Origin of the sequence: Pseudomonas sp. NPDC088368 (assembly GCF_044753445.1) — a bacterium.
GTDB lineage: Bacteria > Pseudomonadota > Gammaproteobacteria > Pseudomonadales > Pseudomonadaceae > Aquipseudomonas > Aquipseudomonas bambusae.
This window is the reverse complement of record NZ_JBIVNG010000004.1, coordinates 296,419-317,193: the sequence shown is the minus strand read 5'-3', so window position 1 is coordinate 317,193 and position 20,775 is coordinate 296,419. Positions and strand designations below refer to the sequence as shown.

Sequence of the window (20,775 nt, the reverse complement as noted above, 5' to 3'; positions counted from 1 at the left end):
TGTAGCTCCTTATGTTTGTGTTGCATCGGGTTATTCAGCGAAATGTCCCGGGTGCGCTGAATAACATTGGGGTCTGCCTCGCGGGCCGTGCGTGCAGACATTCACAGGTGAATAATTGCGGTCGCTCGATAACGTACCCCTGAGCGTAGTCCACACCGATTTCCAATAACGCCTGCTCTATCTGGGGGCTTTCGACGAACTCAGCGATCGTCTGTTTGCCCATCACGTGCCCGATATGGTTGATCACTTCCACCATCGCCCGGTTGACCGGATCGTCGAGCATGTCTTTTACGAAACTGCCATCAATCTTCAAGAAATCCACAGGCAAGTGTTTCAAGTAAGCGAATGACGACATGCCTGCACAGAAGTCATCCAGAGAAAAACGGCATCCCAGACTTTTGAGTTCGTTAATGAACCGAATAGCACTGCCCAAATTAGCGATCGCACTGGTTTCGGTGATTTCGAAACAGATAAGTTCAGGAGGAATTGCGTAGATTTGGAACTGCTGTCGCAAATATTCGAGGAAGGCGTCATCGCCGATACTGGTGCCGGACAAGTTGATTGCACAGACCGCCATCGGGCCCTTGCGGTGATTGTCATTCAAACACTCGGAGATGATCTTGAAAACGTTCTGCACCACCCAGCGATCCAGGGTCGTCATCATGCCGTAGCGCTCGGCAGCAGGGATGAAATTGTCGGGCAGGATCAGGCGACCGGATTCGTCGCGCAACCGTAGCAGGATCTCTACGTGGCCATTGCCATGGGCCGCCTCTCGACTTAACGGCGCGATTTCCTGCGAGTACAGGCAGAAACGGTTGTCGTCCAGTGCCATGTGCAGGCGTTGAATCCAGGCCATTTCACCAAAGCGCGTGGAAAGCTCCGAATCGTCGTCGTGATACACCTGCACCCGGTTCCGGCCTTTTTCCTTGGCCATGTAGCACGCCATGTCGGCGGAGCGCAGCGAGGCTTCCAGGGTCGTAGGCGTGTCGGAAATGTGCACCATCCCCACGCTCACGGTGGTCACGAACGGACGCCCCTTCCACACGAAGTGCAGGCTTTCCACGGTCTGACGCAGGCCTTCGGCGATCCGCTCCGCCGCGTCGGGCGCGCAATGTTCCAGCAGAATGCCGAACTCGTCACCGCCCAGCCGCGCCAACGTGTCGCCTTCGCGAATCCCCTGTTGCAGCAATGCGCAGATGTGCCTGAGCAATTCGTCGCCCGCTGCGTGGCCGCTGGTATCGTTGACCAGCTTGAACTGATCCAGATCGAGGAACATCACGGCATGATTGCCCGGATGATGCCCGAGACCGCTTAACGCCAGTTCAAGCCGGTATTCGAACTCGCGGCGGTTGGCCAGGCCGGTCAACGCATCATGGGTCGCTTGCCACGAGAGATTGGCGATGTATTGCCGCTCTTGGGTCATGTCGTGCAAGACCAACACGGCGCCGCTGACCTTCCCTTCGGTGCGGATCGGCGAGCCCACCAGCGCGACCGAGACCGTGCTGCCGTCCAGACGCTGGATCAGCTTGGCGTTTTCGCTGCCGCCCCCCAATTTGCCGCTGAGAATGTGGTCGATAAGGGTCGCGCTCTCCTTCTGATCGTTCTCATCGATCAGGTTGAACAGCGCGGCGAGCGGAAGACCGGTGGCCTGCCCGGTCTTCCAGTGCGTCATTTGTTCGGCAGCGGGGTTCATGTAGGCAATGGACCCGTCGACGTCGGTGGTGATGACGCCGTCGCCAATGGACTCCAGCGTGATTTGCGCCCGCTCCTTCTCGGTTTGCAGAGCAAGGGCAAACGCGTGGCGTTGTTCCAGCAACTTATGAGTGCGAAGGAGCGCGAGCAGAATCAGGAAAATCGCGGTAGTCAGGTTGACCACCACCAGAATCCGCAAGATGACCCGCGAACCTTCTCCGAGGGCATCGCTGAACGCCATCGCGGCAGGGGTGACGCCCTCGTTGATGGCGTTGATCCGGTGTCGCCACTCCATCACGTCAGCGTTGGTGGCACTGCCATCGACAATGCGCCCGTGCATCTCGCGAGCGACTTCGTCCAACTGCACCAGATAGCTGTCGCCGATCTTCCACAGGTCGATGGCTTTTTCCAGGTAGCTGAAATGGCGGAAATTCAGGTAGAGCCAGATGATGCCCTGAGCGTCGTCGGGATGGTTACCACCCTGCAGAATCCCCGCGTTGGCGCGGGCAATGTCCGGTTCGGGTTGATCCATCGCGACCCGCAGGTCGTGGCCGCCCTGGGGAATGGCGATGGCTTTCTGGTATTTCTGGTAATTGAGTTCGTCGCGGCTATTGGCGTAGAGGTTCAGGTAATAAATGGCGTCCTTTTGCCCTTTGGACCAGAGACTCTCTCCACCCACGTAGCTGCGCACCGCCGACATCATATAAAGGCTGACGCAACCCAAGAGCGCCTGTAACAGCACCACAGCGATAAATGGCCAAACGATGCCCAGAAGACGGGGCTTCTCGAGAATCCGCTTTTGCTTCATGGTGTCCCTTTCATCAGCACTGCCAGATACTCACTTCCCCGGCCCAGGCGCCTGCCTGAAGCTCAAGAGACTCGGCTAATTTTCCACGATGCAGCGGTCAACTCTCACCCCTTCAAGATAGCCGCTTAAACAGCAATCGGAGAAGCGAGAGACGTAAATATGACGCTTTTCACATTTTCATTGAACACAGCGCTCAAGCGTAGCCCAAGAATTGACGTGTTCCAGTGGCGATACGCCATTTGAGACAACATGTGTGAAAAACCGACCAGCTGTATCAGAGCTGTTGCAGGTGCCCATACAGCCGTGCATAGAGGCCGCCATCGGCAATGAGCTGCTGATGATCGCCGTCTTCAGCGATTCGACCACCGTCGAAGACTAATACTCGATCGGCTTGCTTAACGGCAGACAGACGGTGGGCAATGATGAGCGTCGTACGACCGCTGAGAAAGCGGTTCAGGGCTTGATGAAGGTTGTACTCGGTCGCCGCGTCCAACGCTGAGGTGGCTTCGTCGAGAATGACAACCTTGGGGTCGGCCAGCACCATGCGAGCAATGGCCAGTCGCTGCCGTTGCCCACCGGACAGCCGCACACCCGAACGTCCCACGACGCTGTCCAGCCCGAGCGGCAAGGCACGAATCGTGGCGTCCAGTTGCGCGATTCCCAGCGCTTGCCAACAGGCCTCGTCCGTGCGCTCGCGGCCCATTGCGAGGTTGGCGCGGACCGTATCGTTGAACAGCGCCGGGTGTTGCAGCACGATGGCGACGTTTTCCCGCACCGTTTCCAGGCCAATGTCTTCGAGGCGTGCGCCGCCAAAGCGGATGGTCCCGGATTGCGGACTGTAAAGCCCCAGCAACAGCTGCACCAGCGTGCTTTTGCCTCCACCACTTGCGCCGACGATGGCGACTTTTTCGCCAGGCTGGATGGACAGGTCGAGTTGGTCCAGCACGCGCTCTTCGTTGTAGCCAAAGCACACACCGTGAACATCGATACTGACGGTGTCGCGCCCCGCGAACGGGTTCACACCGCCCTCGTACTGCGGCTCGTCGGCGCGGGCGAGCAATTCGTTGATCCGGGTCAGCGCGCCGCCTGCGGCGTAAAACGCGTATTGCAGGTTCAGCAGTTGCTCGACCGGACCGATCATGAACCACAGGTAGCTGAACACCGCGAGCATGTGGCCGATCGACAGGTCGGAAAACAGCACGGTGAGCATCGCGGCGGCGCGAAAAATGTCAATGCCGAACTGAAACAACAGCCCGCTGGCACGGCTCGACGCATCGCTTTTCCACTGCGACGCCACGGCGTAGTCCCGCACTTCCCGGGCGCGCCCACCAAGCAGGCCGAGGAAATAGCCCTGGCGATTGCCCGCTCGGATCTCCTGAATGGCATCGAGGGTTTCGGTCAGCGCCTGAGTGAACCGCGAGGTGCTGTCATTTTCCAGCTTCTTGAGGTGTTTGACGCGCTTGCCCAGTTTGACCGTGGCGAAAATCACCAACGGATTGAACAACAGAATCAACAAGGCCAGTTGCCAGTGCATCCACACCAAAATCGCGGCGGTACCGGTCAACGTGAGCATGGCGACGAGGAATTTGCTCAGGGTTTCGCCAACGAACTTGTCCAGCGTGTCCAGGTCGGTCACCAAGTGCGCCGTCACCGTGCCGCTGCCCAGGCTTTCGTATTCGCCGAGGGAAATCCGCTTCAAACGTTCGATGAGGCGAATGCGAATGCGATAGACGATGTCCTTGGCCAGCCCGGCGAACGAGCGCGCCTGAATCACGTTGAACACCAGCGCCCCGAGCCGCAGGCACAGCGTGGCGACCAGCATCAGCCCGATGTAACCCACCGGTTTGTGCAGGCTGTCCGGCAGGAAGCGCTGCATGAACAGCAACGCGGCATCGCCCTTGCCCAGCAGGACTTCGTCCACCAGCAACGGCAGCAAGAGAGGGATCGGCACCGAACACAGCACCGCCAGGACGGCTACGCCATTGGCGATCCACAAGGCCTTCTTGTGATGCAGCGCCAGTGCGCGGATCTGCGCCCAATCAAGCCGATCCACTTTGGCCAGTGGGTTCTCGGCGTTGGGGAGCGGGCGTTCTATCTCGACGTCATCACGCACGGGTGGCGCGCTCCAGCCAACGGCTGAGCAATGGCGCCAGTGTCTCCAGAGGTTGATAGCCGTTGGTCAGCAACGCGAGCTGGCCGTCACGCTCGGCCAGCAGGGTGGGGAACCCAGCGATGCCGAGGTCTTGTACCCATGAGAAATCCGAGGCCGTCGCGGCGTGCTGTTCGGCGCTGTCGAAGGCCTCGGCGAATTCGATGCGGGGCAGCCCGGCGTTTTCAGCCAGCTCGGCCAGCACCGAAGCGCTGGTCGTGTCGCGGCCTTGCAGGTAGAACGCCTGCTGAATTTCCTTCACCAGTTTCCATGCGATGTCCGGCGCCAGGCTGCGCGCCGAGACGATGGCGCGACAGGCCGGCTCGGTGTCGTAGATGAACCCGTCCGGCAAGGCATCTTCGAATTTGAAGGTTTGGCCCGTGGTGTCCTGCACCGCATGCCAGTGTTCGAGAATGTAACGCCTGGTGGTCGGTTCAAGGGCCGCGCCGCTGCCGGTGCGCAAACCGCCCACCACCAGATGCAACGGCACCCCGGCCGCACTCGCCTGCTCGACCAATGCTTCGGCAACCGGGGCAAAGCCCCAGCACCACGAGCACATCGGGTCCATTACATAAAGCAGGCGGGTGTTCATGAGATCAGGCCTCGTTCGTGTGCGTTTCGTCAGGCTGCGCGTCCAGCAGACGGTAGTTGCGGCCGATCGGGTGCGGCTGATTGCGCGCCTTCGCCAGCTCGATCTGCTTCTGCCGGTCGATGGCGCTGCGGCGGGTCTTCTCGCTCAGCGTGTCCCAGCAATGCGGGCAGCTGACACCGGGCGAGTAGTGCTCGCTGGCGCGGTCTTCGGCGCTGATCGGGGTGCGGCAGGCATGGCACTGATCGTAGTCACCTTCGGTCAGGTCATGGCGCACGGTCACGCGATTGTCGAACACGAAGCAGTCGCCGCGCCACTGACTTTCTTCCTGCGGGACTTCTTCGAGGTATTTGAGGATACCGCCCTTGAGGTGATAAACCTCTTCGAAGCCCTCGCCGAGCATGTAGCTGGAGGCCTTTTCACAGCGAATGCCGCCGGTGCAGAACATCGCGACCTTCTTGTGCTTCGAAGGATCGAAGTTGGCCTTGATGTACTCCGGGAACTCGCGAAAGCTCGTGGTCTTCGGGTCGATGGCGCCTTCGAAGGTGCCGATGGACACTTCGTAGTCGTTGCGGGTGTCGATCAGCAGCACTTCCGGGTCGGCGATCAGCGCATTCCAGTCCTGCGGCTCGACATAGGTGCCCACGGCCTTGTTCGGGTCGACGCCTTCGACGCCCAGGGTCACGATCTCTTTCTTGAGCTTGACCTTGGTGCGGTAGAACGGCTGCTCGTCGCAGTACGACTCTTTATGGTCGATGTCGATCATGCGCGGGTCGTTCTTGAGCCAGGCCAGCAGGCCGTCGATGCCCTCACGGCTGCCGGAAACCGTGCCGTTGATGCCTTCTTCGGCAATCAGCAGGGTGCCCTTGATGCCGTTATCGACCATGGCGTTAAGCAGGGGCTCACGCAGTTCGACGTAGTCCGAGAGGGTGACGAATTTGTACAGCGCCGCGACGACGATGGGTGCGGTTTGGGTCATGTTGCGTCTCCAGGTGGTGACCCTCGCAAAGGGCCTACCGGATAAAAAATTCAGATGAACACGTGCCGACCGGGCAACGCGGCGCGGATTCTAGCAAAAATCAGAGGTCAGCAGACAGGGCGGGTGATCGGTGGGGAATTGATGCAGGTCAATGGCAAGGATATCGGCACACCGCAGATCCCCTGTGGGAGCGAATTCATTCGCGAATCGGTGGGGAGGACGATGCGGCTCTATCGCCTGGACTGATTTTCGCGAATGAATTCGCTCCTACAGGGGTGCGCATTCATCCACGAAAACGGCAGGGAGTCAGTTGACTCAGTCATGCCCCCCGGCACAGGTCGGCGACGCAGGCGCAGCGCCGATTTTCGCCCACTCTTCCGGGGTATAAGTGTGCAGCGCCAGGGCATGGAACTCACCCATCAGGCCACCGAGCAGGCCGTAGACCTTCTGGTGGCGCTTGACGGCGTTGAGGCCAGCGAACTGCTCGCTGACCACCACCGCCTTGTAGTGAGTGTCCGTGCCGCGACTGTGCATGTGGCTTTCATTGAGCACCTGGAGGTACTCGGGCTGAAAGACCGTCAACGCGGATTCGATTCGCTGTTGCATGCTCATGTCAGGCTTCGCTTATGGCTTCTTGGCAGGGGCTGCCGGGGCGGTACCCTTGCCGGCTGCACCGGCTGGCACCAGTTCCTTGGTCATGGACTCCAGCAGACCGGTCACCACAGGGACGGCCGGTTGCAGCTTGTCCTGAGTCATCTGGAACGATTGCTGGCTGATCTGTGGCATCTTGGCCTGGACTTTCTTGCCCAGCGGCGACTGATAGAAGGCCACCAGATCTTTCAGCTCTTGCTCGCTGAAGTTGTCGGTGTAGAGCTTGACCATGTCAGGCTGCAGCTTGTCCCAGCCAATGGCCTTGTCCAGCGCGGCGTTGGCCTGGGCCTGGTATTTTTCCAGCACGGCTTTCTTGGAATCTGGCGCTTTGGTTTCGGCGAAACGCTGGGCGAACATTTGCTGCGCTTGCATGTAGATCGGCGCACCCAACTGATCGGCGTGAGCCAGTTTGAGGAACGCAACAGCACTGGCCTCGTGGCTGGCGGTGGCAGCAAGAGCCTGGCCGCTGGCACATACCAGAGCGACCGCAGCACAGATGGCGCGAAGACGGGTCATCGAGTTTCCTTATCTAGCAGGCGAGGCTGAACCCCAAGGCCGCACATTCTGCGCCCCTTTCCGTGCTGCGCTCAACCCCCGGCGCTACGAGCGGTCGAATCAGCTCCGCACGACAATCGAAGGCAGCAAAGGTTTCACACGACCCCGCTCGCCCTTTTGTCGCACACTGGCCACTCTTGTCCTTGCCGCGCAGCCGTTAGCGGGAACCGAACCGGGCTGCGGGGTACTAAACTGCGCTATTTCGATCTTAAGGAGTGAGTCCAGTGAGCCGTACCGAAACCGATAGCATAGGTCCGATCGAAGTCCCTGAAGACGCTTACTGGGGGGCGCAAACCCAACGTTCGCTGATCAATTTCGCCATTGGTCAGGAGCGCATGCCATTGCCGGTCCTGCACGCGTTGGCGCTGATCAAGAAAGCCGCTGCGCGGGTCAATGACCGCAATGGCGACTTGCCCGCCGACATCGCCCGCCTCATCGAACAGTCCGCCGACGAAGTGCTGGGCGGCAAGCTGGACGACCAGTTCCCGCTGGTGGTGTGGCAGACCGGCAGCGGCACGCAGAGCAACATGAACGTCAACGAAGTGATCGCCGGGCGCGCCAACGAGCTGTCCGGCAAGGGTCGCGGCGGCAAGTCGCCGGTGCACCCCAACGATCACGTCAACCGCTCGCAAAGCTCCAACGACTGCTTCCCGACGGCCATGCACATCGCCGCCGCGCAAGCCGTCAAAGAGCAGTTGCTGCCCGCGATTGCCGAGCTGTCTGCAGGCATCGCCGAGCAGTCCTCGCGCCACATGAAGCTGGTGAAAACCGGTCGCACCCACATGATGGACGCCACGCCGATCACCTTCGGCCAGGAACTGTCGGCCTACGTCGCGCAGTTGGAGTACGCGGAAAAAAGCATTCGCGCCGCCCTCCCCGCTGTCTGTGAATTGGCGCAAGGCGGCACCGCCGTCGGCACGGGCCTGAACTCGCCCCATGGCTTCGCTGAAGCCGTGGCCGCTGAATTGGCAGCGTTGTCGGGCCTGCCATTCGTGACGGCACCGAACAAGTTCGCTGCACTGGCGGGGCATGAGCCACTGACGGCCCTCTCTGGCGCGCTGAAAACCCTCGCCGTGACGCTGATGAAAATCGCCAACGACCTGCGCCTGCTCGGTTCCGGCCCGCGCGCCGGTCTGGCCGAGGTCAAGCTGCCCGCCAATGAACCGGGCAGTTCGATCATGCCGGGCAAGGTCAATCCGACCCAGTGCGAAGCGCTGTCGATGCTGGCCTGTCAGGTCATGGGCAACGACACCACCATCTCGTTCGCGGCGAGTCAGGGTCACCTGCAATTGAACGTGTTCAAGCCGGTGATCATCCACAACCTGCTGCAATCGATCCGCCTGCTGGGCGATGGCTGCCGCAATTTCAACGAGCATTGCATCGCGGGCATGGAGCCGGACGCGGGCAAGATGGCTGAGCACCTGGAACGCGGCCTGATGCTGGTGACGGCGCTGAATCCGCACATCGGCTACGACAAATCGGCGCAGATCGCCAAGAAGGCGTACAGCGAAGGTTTGACCTTGCGCGAAGCAGCCTTGCAGTTGGGGTTCCTCACCGACGCCGAGTTCGACGCGTGGGTACGTCCCGAGAAGATGCTGGAGGCCGGCAGCAATGGCTGAGCCGATCAGCGGCGCCACGCCACTGGAAGGCTATGGCAAACGCATCCTGATGGTCATCGGCTCGCCGAAGACCGTCAGCCTCTGCCACGCCCTGGGCGACGCATACGCTCAGGGCGCACGCAGCCAAGGCCACGTGGTGCGGGTACTGAAGCTGGAAGAACTGGACTTCGACCCGACGCTGCACAACGGTTATGCATCCAGCCAGACTCTGGAACACGACCTGCTGGAAGCCCAGCGCGAGATTCACTGGGCGCAGCATCTGGTGTTCGTCTACCCGGTCTGGTGGGGCGGGCTGCCGAGCCTGCTGAGCGGCTTCTTCGAGCGCGTGTTCATGCCCGGTTTCGCGTTCAAAGCCCACGGCCGTCATCACCCGTCCAACGAACTGCTCAAGGGCCGAACCGCAGAAATGCTGGTGACGCTGGACACGCCTTCGCGGTACTTCCGCTGGGTGTTCAAGGCGCCTGCCCATCGTCAGATCAAGCACGCGATTCTGGAATTCTGCGGGATCAAGACCACGCGTTTGACTGAGTTTTCGCCGGTCAGGACGGCCACGGAAGAACAGCGCCAGCAGTGGATTCATCAGGCCGAGGCGTTAGGTAAGCGCTGAGGGTGTTTTTGGGGTGGGTCAATGGATTCGTCAGTTGACTGATCCGACGCTTTCGCGATAGGTCAGCAACGCATTCCCAGCTGACCCGCCGCATGTTTTGGAGTAAAGTATCGAACGTTCAGCCAACCTTTCCGTCTCACGCTGTGGAAACGTCATTTGGCTGTCGTACCCCCAGGTTTAGCCGTCCTGAATCGTTTCCGAACAGACTCCCAGACCGGAGAAGGCTATGTTGAGCAAGCGTGAGCAAGACCCCGAGACCGCCGTGCGTTTCCGCAGCGACCGCGTCTCCCGCGTCAACGGCATGTATTTCTTCAGTACCCGCGAAAATACCCTTGAAGGCCCCTTTTTCACCAAGGAAGACGCCGAGCGGGAAACCGACGCCTATATCCGGCGCATGCAGGCCGGGCACCTGTCTTCGTCCGAGCCACCAACGTCGTTGAACGGCTGACGGTCAGCTGTGATTGCGGCGAAAGGTCTCATCGCCCATCGCCGCGATCTGTCCTTCGATCAAAGCCTCGAACGGCCGCAACAACGCCGCAAATGAACAATCCGGCTCCAGCGTGTGCAGGGCGTGTGTGATCGCTTCCAGCGTCGACAACGCATCCGGCCCCGGCGCCTTGCGCAAGCGGTAACGGGATGACGGCATGTTTTCCAGCGTGACCCTCGGCAGCGCCGCCAACAGCGGGTTCAAATGCAGCAACTTGCGGGCCTTGCGCCATGTGCCGTCGGGCACCACCAGCAGCGTAGGCGACGAATCCGAAGTCTGGGCCGTGAGCGCCACAGCCTCTTCGCCGGGAAATAACAGCCGGGCCTGATAACCCGGCACGTTCAGCAGGTCCGCCAACCCTTCGAACACCTCCCCCACCACCAACTGCGCATTGCTCAGTCCCAACGCTGCCAGCCGCGCCGTGTTCAGCGCGTGATTGACCTCACTGGGATGTTGCAAAATCAGCACGCGAGTGCGGCTGTCCAGACGGGGAATCAACGCGCAGAGGCAATGATCTTGCGGGCGATGACAGCGGTCGCAACGGGCACGGGACATGTTCGGGCCCTCCTAGAGCGGGTTGAGCTGGGCTTTGAGCAGGTCACGGAACGTCTGAATCAACGGCTCGCGACTGCGGCCCCGACGCAGGATCATCGAGAACGGCGCCTGATAGCCAAATGTGGCAGGCAACAGCACGCGCAAGTGTTCAGAATCGACCCAGGATTGTGCGTAATGCTCGGGTAAATAGCCGATGTACGCACCGGAAAGCACCAGAATAAGCTGGGCTTCCATACTCTCCACGGTCGCAGCGCTGTGCTTGAAGCCGTGCCGTGCCAGTTCCGCCTGACTCCAATAACCACGACCGACCATGCGCTGCTGGGTAATCACCGGCTCCGGAATGCGCCGCTCGTTGAACAGCGGATGCCGATTGCTGCAATACAGCCAATGCTGTTCGCGGTACAGCGGCTGATACAGCAAGCCGTTCATGCGGGTGGAAAACGAGCCGATCGCCAAATCCAGCCGGTTGTCCAGGACCCCCAATTGCAGCTCGTAAGGGCTCATGACCGAGAGGTGCAAATGCACCGCCGGATGTTCTTCGCTGTACGCCCCGATCACTTCGGCGAACGGCAACGCCCGGTCGCTGACGGTGGAGTCCAGCACCCCCAGATTCAGCGTCCCGCGCAGTTCGCCTTTGAGTGCGGCTGCGTAGAGTTCAAAGCCTTCTAGCTCTCCTAGCAAGCGCAGGGTTTCCTGATGAAACAGCTCGCCCTTGCTGGTCAGGCTGAACCCACCACGGCCGCGGTGGCACAGCACGATACCCAGCGTCGACTCCAGCTGACTCATGTAAGTGCTGATCGCGGAGGTCGACAGGTTCAATTCTTGCTGCGCACTGGCGAAGCCCTGATGGCGGACCACGCAGGTGAAGATACGCAGCAGTTTCAGATCGGGTAATGCGCTGGCCATGAGGGGTCCGGAAAAATCAGAGTGCCTGTCATGGGCGGCAGCTTAACCTGATTTTCTGGATACTTCAGAAATCTCTGAACTAAGTATTTTGCCTCAGCGATTGTTCACCAGGCCCCCGGTTCGCAGAATCCGCCCAGTGCTAACCACTATTAATCACCCACCGATGAGGCAATCCCGTGGACAAGATTTTCCACCAACCACTGGGCGGCAACGAAATGCCGCGCTTCGCCGGCATCGCCACCATGATGCGTCTGCCCCACCTGCAAACGGCCGCTGGCCTCGATGCCGCCTTCATTGGCGTGCCGCTGGACATCGGCACCTCGCTGCGGGCAGGCACCCGTTTCGGACCTCGTGAAATCCGCGCTGAATCGGTGATGATTCGCCCCTACAACATGGCCACGGGGGCAGCGCCTTTCGATTCGCTGTCGGTTGCCGACATCGGCGACGTCGCCATCAACACCTTTAACCTGCTGGACGCGGTGCGCATCATCGAAGAGGCCTACGACGGGTTCCTCGAACACGGCATCATTCCGCTGACCCTGGGCGGTGACCACACCATCACCCTGCCGATCCTGCGTGCCATTCATAAAAAGCACGGCAAGGTCGGTCTGGTGCACATCGACGCCCACGCGGACGTCAACGATCACATGTTCGGCGAGAAGATTGCCCACGGCACCACCTTCCGCCGCGCGGTGGAAGAAGGCTTGCTGGACTGCGACCGCGTGGTGCAGATCGGCTTGCGTGCACAGGGCTACACCGCCGAAGACTTCAACTGGAGCCGCAAACAAGGATTCCGCGTGGTGCAGGCCGAAGAGTGCTGGCACAAGTCGCTGGCGCCGCTGATGGCCGAAGTGCGCGAGAAAGTGGGCGGCGGTCCGGTGTACCTGAGCTTCGACATCGACGGCATCGACCCGGCGTGGGCGCCAGGCACCGGCACCCCTGAAATTGGCGGCCTGACCACCATTCAGGCCATCGAAATCATCCGCGGGTGCCAAGGGCTGGATCTGATCGGCTGCGACCTGGTGGAAGTTTCGCCACCGTACGACACCACCGGCAACACCTCGCTGCTGGGGGCCAACCTGCTGTACGAAATGTTGTGCGTGCTGCCGGGGGTTGTTCACCGGTAACGCTCGGAGTTTGCCTTTTGCTGGGGCTGGCGAAACCCGGGCCCCTCTGCAGGAGCGAATTCATTCGCGAAGAACAGTACAGACGATGGAGATGCATTGTCCGCACAGGCCTCTCGCGAATGAATTCGCTCCTACAGGTCCAGCGCATACCCCACGTTCTTATTTCAACTGAATAACAAACTCACCCGCTGACTGCCTGCGTCACTTCAGCCGGATGATTCGCGACTCACTATAAAAACAATGATCGGAGACACCTCCATGGCTTTAGATATTTTCGTCGTGCTGATTTACGCGGCCGGCATGCTGGTACTGGGCTGGTACGGCATGCGCAAGGCCAAGACCCACGAAGACTACCTCGTTGCCGGACGCAACCTTGGCCCTAGCTTGTACATGGGCACCATGGCGGCCACCGTGCTGGGCGGCGCCTCTACTGTCGGCACCGTACGTCTTGGCTACGTCCACGGCATTTCCGGGTTCTGGCTCTGTGCCGCGCTGGGCGTCGGCATCATCGCGCTGAACCTCTTCCTCGCCAAACCACTGCTCAAACTGCGCATCTTCACCGTTACCCAGATCCTCGAAAAACGCTACAACCCCATGGCCCGCCAAGCCAGCGCCGTGATCATGCTCGCCTACGCGCTGATGATTGGCGTGACCTCGATTCTCGCCATTGGCACGGTCATGCAAGTGCTGTTCGACCTGCCGTTCTGGGTCTCGGTGATTTTGGGCGGCGGCGTGGTCGTGGTGTACTCCACCATCGGCGGCATGTGGTCGCTGACCCTCACCGACATCGTGCAATTCGTGATCAAGACCGTAGGCCTGATGTTCATCCTGCTGCCGATCTGCCTGTACCGAGTCGGTGGCTGGGACGAACTGGTCGCCAAGCTGCCCGCGTCGAGCTTCAGCTGGACCACCATCGGCTGGGACACGATCATCACCTACTTCCTGATCTACTTCTTCGGCATCCTGATCGGCCAAGACATCTGGCAACGCGTGTTCACCGCACGCACCGAGAAAGTCGCCAAGTACGCGGGCTCCGTTGCAGGGGTGTACTGCATCGTCTACGGCCTGGTCTGCGCACTGATCGGCATGGCGGCTCACGTGTTGCTGCCGGACCTGGCAAACGTCAACACGGCGTTTGCCGCCATCGTCAAAGCCTCATTGCCGGACGGTATTCGCGGCTTGGTGATCGCCGCTGCACTGGCTGCGATGATGTCCACCGCCAGCGCTGGCCTGCTCGCCGCATCAACCACATTGACCGAGGACCTGCTGCCGAAACTGCGAGGCGGCAAGCAATCGAGCCTGGGCATCAACCGCCTTTTTACGGCCTTGACCGGCCTCGTCGTGTTGGCCATCGCGCTGGTGGTGAACGACGTGATCAGCGCGCTGACCCTGGCCTACAACCTGTTGGTGGGCGGCATGCTGATCCCGCTGATCGGCGCCATCTATTGGAAGCGCGCCACCACGGCGGGCGCCATCACCAGCATGAGCCTGGGCTTCATCACTGCGCTGGCGTTCATGCTCAAAGATGGTCTGGACGCCAACACCCCGATCTACTACAGCCTGGCGGTTGGCCTGGTGAGTTTCGTGGTCGTCAGCCTTGTATCGCCTCGCTCCGTAGCCGTGGCACGGGCGGTCTGACTGGAATAGCTCCAGACGTAACGTTACTGAAACAGATCAAGGGCGCCCTCGGGCGTCCTTTTTTATGGGCCGTTACACAATTTCATCTCGAACCCGCCAGTCGACTCGGCGAAATCTGGGCTAGCCTTAGCCAAGACAGCACTGGAGGCAATGTGCCTAAACGGGGTCATATCAAGGAGCGAAGCACGATCAGCTGTCAGGCCGCAAACCTCTGTGAATGAAGTCGGGGTTAGTTCGAACACATCTAGGCAGAGGACTCCCCTATGACGCGCAGCGAAGTCGAGCAGCACATTTTCGATACACTCGGGAAAATCCTCGTCGACAAATCAGTCATTCAGGAACAGCCCGCCCCCTTGATGAGCGAGCTCTTCCTTGATGACGAGGACTTCAACACTTTTTTCACAGATCTCCATACCGATTTCGATATCAATCTCCCCTCTCAAATCAAATCCGACCTTTCCCACCTGCCTGACAACTCGGACTACCGGCAACTGACATTGCAAGGGCTTGTCGATTTGATTCTCGTGAAGATGGAAGACGGAAGCCGCATGGATCGGGCACGTAGCAATGGGGAGAACGGCGACAGGCTCTGAATCGAAAGGCGCAGAACGCCAAAGCGGGCTATCGAGTGATAGCACCGCCGTTTCAGGGATGGGTCAATCGAAGGTGACGAAGGCCGAAGGCTTAGCGGCGCGGGCGGCGACGCTGGTCATCGTCGGTGCGAACGGGAATGGGCTGTAGCTTCGGCCGTTCGATCAAACCGAGAGCAACGCCTACATCGTGAAGCCATTCTTGCAATTTGCTGTTCATATAACGCCCCCTTCAGGGAAATGCCGGCAGCCAACTTCTGGTCCGCTTACCGCAGATCATAGTGCTAAGTCGCACTTTACGCCTGCTACGGAGTGTCGCGGCAGGAAATTTTCGCTTTCTTTACGTTGAGACATTTCAAAGCGGCCATCCCCAGCCTTCACCCGACCAACGGCACTCCCTCAAGCGCCCGATCAGTTGGCCACGGCAGGCGTCAGTGCAGCGGATTCATGGGCCTGAGTGCGCCGGGCGAAGACAAAGAACAACGCCCCACCCAAGAAACATCCGGTAAACCATGCAAAGTTCGCCATCGGTTGCAAGGCCGGTACGAAAGTGATCGCAATGCCCACCAAGGTCGCCAGAACAAGCGCCTTGACCGCCGTGTAATTCACGCCTCCGGTGTACCAGTAGCGACCGCTGGGGCCGTCGTTGAACAGCGAATCCACGTCGATCTGCTGTTTTTTGATCAGGTAATAGTCCACCAGCAGGATGCCGAACAAGGGGCCGATAAAGGCCGCCAGTACATCCAGGGTGTAATGGATCACGGCCGGGTTGTTGAAGAGGTTCCACGGCGTAATGAAGATCGAGGCAACAGCGGCGATCATCCCACCCACACGCCAACTGATCTTGCTCGGGGCGACGTTGGCGAAATCAAAAGCCGGGGAGACGAAGTTAGCGACGATGTTTATGCCGATGGTCGCCGTCACGAATGCAAAGGCCCCCAAGAGCACGGCCACGCTGTTGTCGATGCGGGCAACAGTGGCAATCGGGTCATGCAGCATCTCACCGAACACCGGCAAGGTGCCGGACACAATGACGACTGTGACCAGAGAGAACGCGAGAAAATTAACCGGAAGGCCCCAGAAATTGCCGCGACGCACCTCGGACATGCTTCGGCAGTAGCGACTGAAATCACCGAAATTTAGCGTAGGACCGGAAAAGTACGACACCACCAGCGCAGTGGCCATGATCACTTGGGCTATCGCGTCCCAGCCGGTCAGGGACTTTTCGGACAGCGTAAAACTGATGTTGGCCCAACCGGCTTTCCAGACGATCCAGCCCGCCAGCAGGAACATCACGGCGTAGACCACCGGCCCTGCCCAATCGATGAACCGTCGAATCGAATCCATGCCGGTCCAGAACACCGCAGCCTGTACCAGCCAGAGCGCGAGGAAACCGAACCAGCCGAGGTAGGACAACCCAGCGAAATGCGGTTCCGCATAGACCGACATCTGTGGGAAAAATCGCAGAACCACGATGATCAACGCACTGGAGGCCAGGTAAGTCTGTACGCCGTACCACGCCACGGCGATCAGGCCGCGAATCACCGCCGGGATATTCGCGCCGAAAACGCCGAACGCCAACCGACAGATCACCGGATAAGGCACTGCCGCCTGCTGGCTCGGTTTGGCCAGCAGGTTGGCAATCACTTGAATGATGCAGATCCCCAAGAGCAGCGCGATCAGTACCTGCCAACTCGCCAGCCCCAATGCAAAGAGGCTTGCAGCGAACACGTAACCGCCCACGCTGTGCACGTCACTCATCCAGAACGCAAAAATGTTGTACCACGTCCACTTCTGCGGCACGGGTCCCAGGTCTTGGTTATACAGGCGGGGGCTGTAGCCCTTGGGCATTGGCTCGGTCATCGCATATCTCCCTGAGAGAACAGGCTGGCTCCCGAGGCAGAGAGGTGGAAGACACTGCGTACGGGAGCAAGCACGGGTTGTATACGAACCAATAGGCAGAATGCGTGCCATTGCAATTTTCTCGCGTGCAGAATGACGCTAAATGGCGGTTTTATAAGGGATGAAAGTGGGAGTAGTAGCAGTGAGACAGTATTCTTCAGCAGACCCTGCGCGCCCGCTGACAGTGCAGCATTGCTTGATCAAGGTGCGTTTTTCAGCGTGAAGGGTCGCCAACAAACTATATGTATACAAAATTCAGATCTATTGTCCTCTACAATTCTTGATTACCAGCGCCACTGATCTGTGGGAGCGAATTCATTCGCGAAAAATCGTCCATGCAATAGAGAAGCATCGCCTACTCCGGCCATTCGCGAATGAATTCGCTCCCACAGCTGTTCAGCATCGCCTCACATCACTCCGGCAACTGCACGACACCATCTTCATCGGTGAGCGCTCGCTCCAGCAGATCAGCCGGCAGGTTTTTGCTCGCCCTCGCTCCCAGCAATTTGAGCTGCTCGCTGCGACTGACGAGGTTGCCGCGCCCTTCGACCAGCTTGTTGCGCGCGGCGCCATACGCCTTGTCCAGCTGTTGCAAACGACTGCCGACTTCGTCGAGATCCTGAATAAAGAGCACGAACTTGTCGTACAGCCATCCTGCCCGCTCGGCAATTTCCCGAGCATTCTGGCTCTGACGCTCCTGCTTCCACAGGCTGTCGATCACGCGCAGCGTAGCCAGCAATGTTGTCGGGCTGACGATCACGATGTTGCGGTCAAACGCCTCTTGAAACATCGTGGGTTCTGCCTGCAACGCTGCCGAAAACGCCGCCTCGATAGGCACGAAGAGTAAAACGAAATCCAGACTGTGCAGACCTTCGAGGCGTTTGTAATCCTTGCCCGACAAGCCCTTCACATGGTTGCGCAACGAAAGCACATGCTGCTTGAGTGCGACCTGACCGATCACTTCATCGTCGGCCGACACGTACTGCTGATACGCCGTCAGGCTGACTTTGGCGTCCACCACCACCTGCTTGTCGCCGGGCAGCATGATCAACACATCAGGCTGGAACCGTTCGCCATCCGGCCCCTTGAGACTGACTTGAGTCTGGTACTCGCGGCCTTTTTCAAGCCCGGCATGTTCCAGTACTCGCTCCAGAATCAGCTCGCCCCAGTTGCCCTGGATTTTCTGCCCTTTCAGCGCACGCGTCAGGTTGGTGGCCTCGTCGCTCAAGCGCTGGTTCAGCAGCTGGAGGCGCTCCAGCTCCTTGCCCAGCGAGAAACGCTCGCGGGCTTCCTGTTGATAGCTTTCTTCCACGCGCTTTTCGAAGGACTGGATGCGTTCCTTGAGTGGGTTGAGCAACTGGCCCAATTGCTGTTGGCTGGTCTCGGCGAAACGTTGCTCACGCTCGTCGAAGATTTTGCCCGCCAGTTCAGCAAACTGCGCCCTCAATTCATCGCGAGAACCTTGCAAGTCGTTCAGGCGCTGCTGATGACCTTCCTGCTGCTCGCGCAACTCGGCGCTCAGCGACGCACATTGCGCGTCCAGCCGACGCAGTTCTGCTTCTTTAAGCGTGCGCTCATGACCCCATCCTTCCTGAGCCAACCGCGCCGCATCGTGCTGCTGCCGCAGCAATTCCACTTCACGCCGCAATGCGGCCAGATCGGCCTGCTTCACCGTATTGGCCTGACCCAGGTCGCTGATTTCGTCTCGGCAGGCATCAAGCTGGGCATTAAGACCGTCATGTGCCATCTGCGCATTGCTCAAGCGCTCGTCGAGCAGCGCAACCTCCGCTTCGCGCAAGGTGTTCCGACGTTGCAACTGCCACGCCAATGCCAGCAACGGTACCGCCGCTGCCCCCAACCCCAGCAACAGGCTGGTGAGGTCCAAAGCCATAAACATTTCCCGACTCCACAATCGATGCTGGCGGCATTATGCGCACAAGCGGCGCTGTCGTCAGATCAGGATCAAGGGTTCGATGAGGCGTGTGGTCGCCACATTGTGAATTCGCAGAGCCGCGGGCTAGAGCAAGCGCTTGGGACAATCCACAGAACCTGTGGATAACTCAGTGGACAACACCCCCTGAACCCCCGCAAACGTAGGCAGAATGGGGCCTGCGTTCAAACTGACGATTTTTTCACCAATGAAAAAAAGCGATGATTTTCATTGACTTAATAATTCGATACATGAAATCAAGCTGTTAGGGCCGATTGTGACAGTGAGATGGCAGCTAACCGATCTAATGTGCACAAGTCAATTTCCAATCGCTATATAGCCACCCCGAAAACATGCCTAAGCGTGTAGGATCGGTCTGAAAAGAGGCAGACGGCCAGCATTCAGCCCCTTCCTCACCGCTGAACCTGCGCTGAACCGAATTTGCGTTCTCCGGACCAGACTTGCTTTGTCTCCCGGCATCGGATAGCATTGCTGCCGTTAGTACCAAGCTGCAAGTCAATTCTGATCGAACAAATCCCTCAATCCACATTTGCCAAACTGCAGATGGACTGAAAAAAGGGATCGATCACCTCGATGGTTTCCAGACATGAACTCGCACAGCCTGCCGAACGATCGGAGGTGTGGAGAAGCAATCATGGCCTGCTCAAACCAGCCTGCAAATTGATCAGGATCTTCACCCCGAGCATCGAACCTTTGCTCCTGTTGTGTCGCCTGCCCTCCGAAGTACCTACCAGTCAGCCCAGCGCCACATGATAACCGCGCTTCCACTGGCTGCTTTTGTTCCAGACAGGTTCTGCGCCCTGCCTTGACTCGCTTTCGAGCACCGGCCCGCGTTTACTGGAACGTTTTTATTTTGCACGCCTCTTATTGCGTGTCGATTCAGGAAACACCATTACATGACTACTCATATCCAGACTCAGGATGCCATCCGCACCCTCACCAATGCCTTTGCTCCGATGGACTGCCTGATCATGGCCGCCCGCAAAGGCTGCTTCAGCTTCACCATCGTCAACGAACACGGCATCGCCCGTCACAGCGAACGTCTTTACCCGGATCAGTACTCCAGCGCCGAACCGCTGCAAGCCGTGATCGACCGTACACGTCAGGCTCTGATCGCCTGATACCGTTCGTCGGGTAAAAACACCCCCGCCAAGCCTCACCCCTAAAACGGTGGGGCTTTTTTGTGCCTGTTTTTCATATGAAAAAGCCGCTGTGTTCATTGCCAGATGAAATATGCACAGCGTTACAGATCGGGAAATATTTTAAAAACAGTCTTTTACACCGCAAATATGAGACTACGCTTCAACTCAAGCGGTCTGAGCCGCTTCCGGTGGGCCCGGATTCCATCTCCGCTGCCAAGCGTCAGGGTCCGCCGGCTCATTAACCTCCCGAGGGTGTTATGGGAATCGCCGCCAGTGAATTGCGCCGTTATGTGATCCGCCCCACGCTGATCTATCTCGGTCGCCAGCATCCAGGAGCAGAAGCCTTTCTGCTCGCCGTCGCCGCCAGCCAGTCCGCACTGGGCGCAGAGCTGGACACCCAGCGTGGACACGGACTTTACGGCATTTCCGACGCTCGCCACTACCAGCTCTGGGATGGCTACCTGGCGAAAGACCCCGATCTCGCCAGCCTGGTCAGAGGCCTCGCAAGCCAACATGCATTTCTCACCGGACCGGATCTGGAGCTCACCGTCAACCTTCGATACTCCACGGCCATTGCCTGGATGATGGTTGAGGCCAGCCGACTCACCCTGCCTGCCGAAACCGATGTGAAGGGAATGGCGCGTATTTGGCGCAGGATATTTCAGCCTCAGGGCCGTTTGCAGGATTTCACGACGGCCTGGCAAACCACGGTTCGCCCTTTATATCAGGGCGAACCAGCCATTTTGTGACCCAGCGGTTTCGCTGGAGATCGCAGCACGTTTACTCGGATTGTCCTACAAAAACTGCTCTAACTCGGGTGATCCAGCC

General features: G+C 59.2%; 19 protein-coding genes. 8 read left to right on the top strand and 11 right to left on the bottom strand.

Going from position 1 to position 20,775, the window contains the following annotated elements; genetic code table 11:
• Nucleotides 1–34: 34 nt before the first annotated feature.
• The 6 genes from ACIQAL_RS10530 to ACIQAL_RS10505 all read right to left on the bottom strand — a co-directional run bounded on the left by ACIQAL_RS10530 (nt 35) and on the right by ACIQAL_RS10505 (nt 7,384).
• Entirely contained in the window at nt 35–2,500 is a 2,466-nt protein-coding gene (locus tag ACIQAL_RS10530) for an EAL domain-containing protein (RefSeq protein ID WP_401145022.1), read from the bottom strand.
• 274 nt (nt 2,501–2,774) lie between these two features.
• The gene (locus tag ACIQAL_RS10525) at nt 2,775–4,562 is read right to left on the bottom strand and encodes an ABC transporter ATP-binding protein (RefSeq protein ID WP_401145321.1); all 1,788 of its coding nucleotides are present in this window, start codon (nt 4,560–4,562) and stop codon (nt 2,775–2,777) included.
• Between the two features lie 43 nt (nt 4,563–4,605).
• The gene (locus tag ACIQAL_RS10520; RefSeq protein WP_401145020.1) at nt 4,606–5,241 is read right to left on the bottom strand and encodes a DsbA family protein; all 636 of its coding nucleotides are present in this window, start codon (nt 5,239–5,241) and stop codon (nt 4,606–4,608) included.
• Between the two features lie 4 nt (nt 5,242–5,245).
• Nucleotides 5,246–6,217 (bottom strand): rhodanese-related sulfurtransferase, encoded by a 972-nt coding sequence (locus ACIQAL_RS10515; protein WP_341963067.1) that lies wholly within the window; start codon nt 6,215–6,217, stop codon nt 5,246–5,248.
• A gap of 315 nt (nt 6,218–6,532) precedes the next feature.
• Nucleotides 6,533–6,829, bottom strand: coding sequence for a BolA family transcriptional regulator (locus ACIQAL_RS10510; protein ID WP_166596663.1), 297 nt, complete (start codon nt 6,827–6,829; stop codon nt 6,533–6,535).
• 12 nt (nt 6,830–6,841) lie between these two features.
• Nucleotides 6,842–7,384 (bottom strand): DUF2059 domain-containing protein, encoded by a 543-nt coding sequence (locus tag ACIQAL_RS10505; protein ID WP_166596662.1) that lies wholly within the window; start codon nt 7,382–7,384, stop codon nt 6,842–6,844.
• A 263-nt stretch (nt 7,385–7,647) separates the two neighbouring features.
• Here ACIQAL_RS10505 and ACIQAL_RS10500 point away from each other — a divergent pair, with 263 nt between their 5' ends.
• The 3 genes from ACIQAL_RS10500 (at nt 7,648) to ACIQAL_RS10490 (ending at nt 10,097) form a co-directional block, all read left to right on the top strand.
• Nucleotides 7,648–9,042: a class II fumarate hydratase gene (locus ACIQAL_RS10500; protein WP_166596661.1), complete on the top strand. Its 1,395-nt coding sequence runs from the start codon at nt 7,648–7,650 to the stop codon at nt 9,040–9,042.
• Nucleotides 9,035–9,649 carry an NAD(P)H-dependent oxidoreductase gene (locus ACIQAL_RS10495; protein ID WP_401145017.1) on the top strand — a complete coding sequence of 205 codons (615 nt, stop codon included), beginning with the start codon at nt 9,035–9,037 and terminating at the stop codon, nt 9,647–9,649. Before ACIQAL_RS10500 ends, ACIQAL_RS10495 begins: the two co-directional genes overlap by 8 nt.
• Before the next feature lie 226 nt (nt 9,650–9,875).
• Nucleotides 9,876–10,097, top strand: coding sequence for a DUF6316 family protein (locus tag ACIQAL_RS10490; protein ID WP_401145015.1), 222 nt, complete (start codon nt 9,876–9,878; stop codon nt 10,095–10,097).
• A gap of 3 nt (nt 10,098–10,100) precedes the next feature.
• On the opposite strand, the gene ACIQAL_RS10485 is transcribed toward ACIQAL_RS10490, so the two are convergent.
• Entirely contained in the window at nt 10,101–10,691 is a 591-nt protein-coding gene (locus ACIQAL_RS10485) for a tRNA-uridine aminocarboxypropyltransferase (protein WP_401145013.1), read from the bottom strand.
• A 12-nt stretch (nt 10,692–10,703) separates the two neighbouring features.
• Nucleotides 10,704–11,597, bottom strand: a complete 894-nt coding sequence (locus ACIQAL_RS10480; RefSeq protein WP_166596657.1) for a LysR family transcriptional regulator — start codon at nt 11,595–11,597, stop codon at nt 10,704–10,706.
• 176 nt (nt 11,598–11,773) lie between these two features.
• Here ACIQAL_RS10480 and speB point away from each other — a divergent pair, with 176 nt between their 5' ends.
• From speB to ACIQAL_RS10465, 3 genes are all read left to right on the top strand, one after another.
• Nucleotides 11,774–12,724 (top strand): agmatinase, encoded by a 951-nt coding sequence (gene speB / locus ACIQAL_RS10475; RefSeq protein ID WP_401145010.1) that lies wholly within the window; start codon nt 11,774–11,776, stop codon nt 12,722–12,724.
• Nucleotides 12,725–12,982: 258 nt separating this feature from the next.
• Nucleotides 12,983–14,362 (top strand): sodium:solute symporter, encoded by a 1,380-nt coding sequence (locus ACIQAL_RS10470; protein ID WP_341963060.1) that lies wholly within the window; start codon nt 12,983–12,985, stop codon nt 14,360–14,362.
• Nucleotides 14,363–14,625: 263 nt separating this feature from the next.
• Nucleotides 14,626–14,955: a hypothetical protein gene (locus ACIQAL_RS10465; RefSeq protein WP_401145008.1), complete on the top strand. Its 330-nt coding sequence runs from the start codon at nt 14,626–14,628 to the stop codon at nt 14,953–14,955.
• Between the two features lie 91 nt (nt 14,956–15,046).
• Here ACIQAL_RS10465 and ACIQAL_RS10460 read toward each other — a convergent pair whose 3' ends face one another.
• The 3 genes from ACIQAL_RS10460 to rmuC form a co-directional block, all read right to left on the bottom strand.
• Nucleotides 15,047–15,172 carry a PA1414 family protein gene (locus ACIQAL_RS10460; protein ID WP_256665300.1) on the bottom strand — a complete coding sequence of 42 codons (126 nt, stop codon included), beginning with the start codon at nt 15,170–15,172 and terminating at the stop codon, nt 15,047–15,049.
• Between the two features lie 191 nt (nt 15,173–15,363).
• Complete coding sequence (locus tag ACIQAL_RS10455; protein WP_401145006.1) at nt 15,364–16,815, bottom strand: NCS1 family nucleobase:cation symporter-1; 1,452 nt, start codon at nt 16,813–16,815, stop codon at nt 15,364–15,366.
• 451 nt (nt 16,816–17,266) lie between these two features.
• Nucleotides 17,267–18,631 (bottom strand): DNA recombination protein RmuC, encoded by a 1,365-nt coding sequence (gene rmuC / locus ACIQAL_RS10450; protein WP_401145319.1) that lies wholly within the window; start codon nt 18,629–18,631, stop codon nt 17,267–17,269.
• 1,070 nt (nt 18,632–19,701) lie between these two features.
• Between rmuC and ACIQAL_RS10445 the strand changes: the two genes are divergently transcribed.
• Entirely contained in the window at nt 19,702–19,926 is a 225-nt protein-coding gene (locus ACIQAL_RS10445) for a hypothetical protein (RefSeq protein ID WP_166596652.1), read from the top strand.
• A gap of 278 nt (nt 19,927–20,204) precedes the next feature.
• Entirely contained in the window at nt 20,205–20,696 is a 492-nt protein-coding gene (locus ACIQAL_RS10440; protein WP_401145004.1) for a hypothetical protein, read from the top strand.
• Nucleotides 20,697–20,775: the final 79 nt, after the last annotated feature.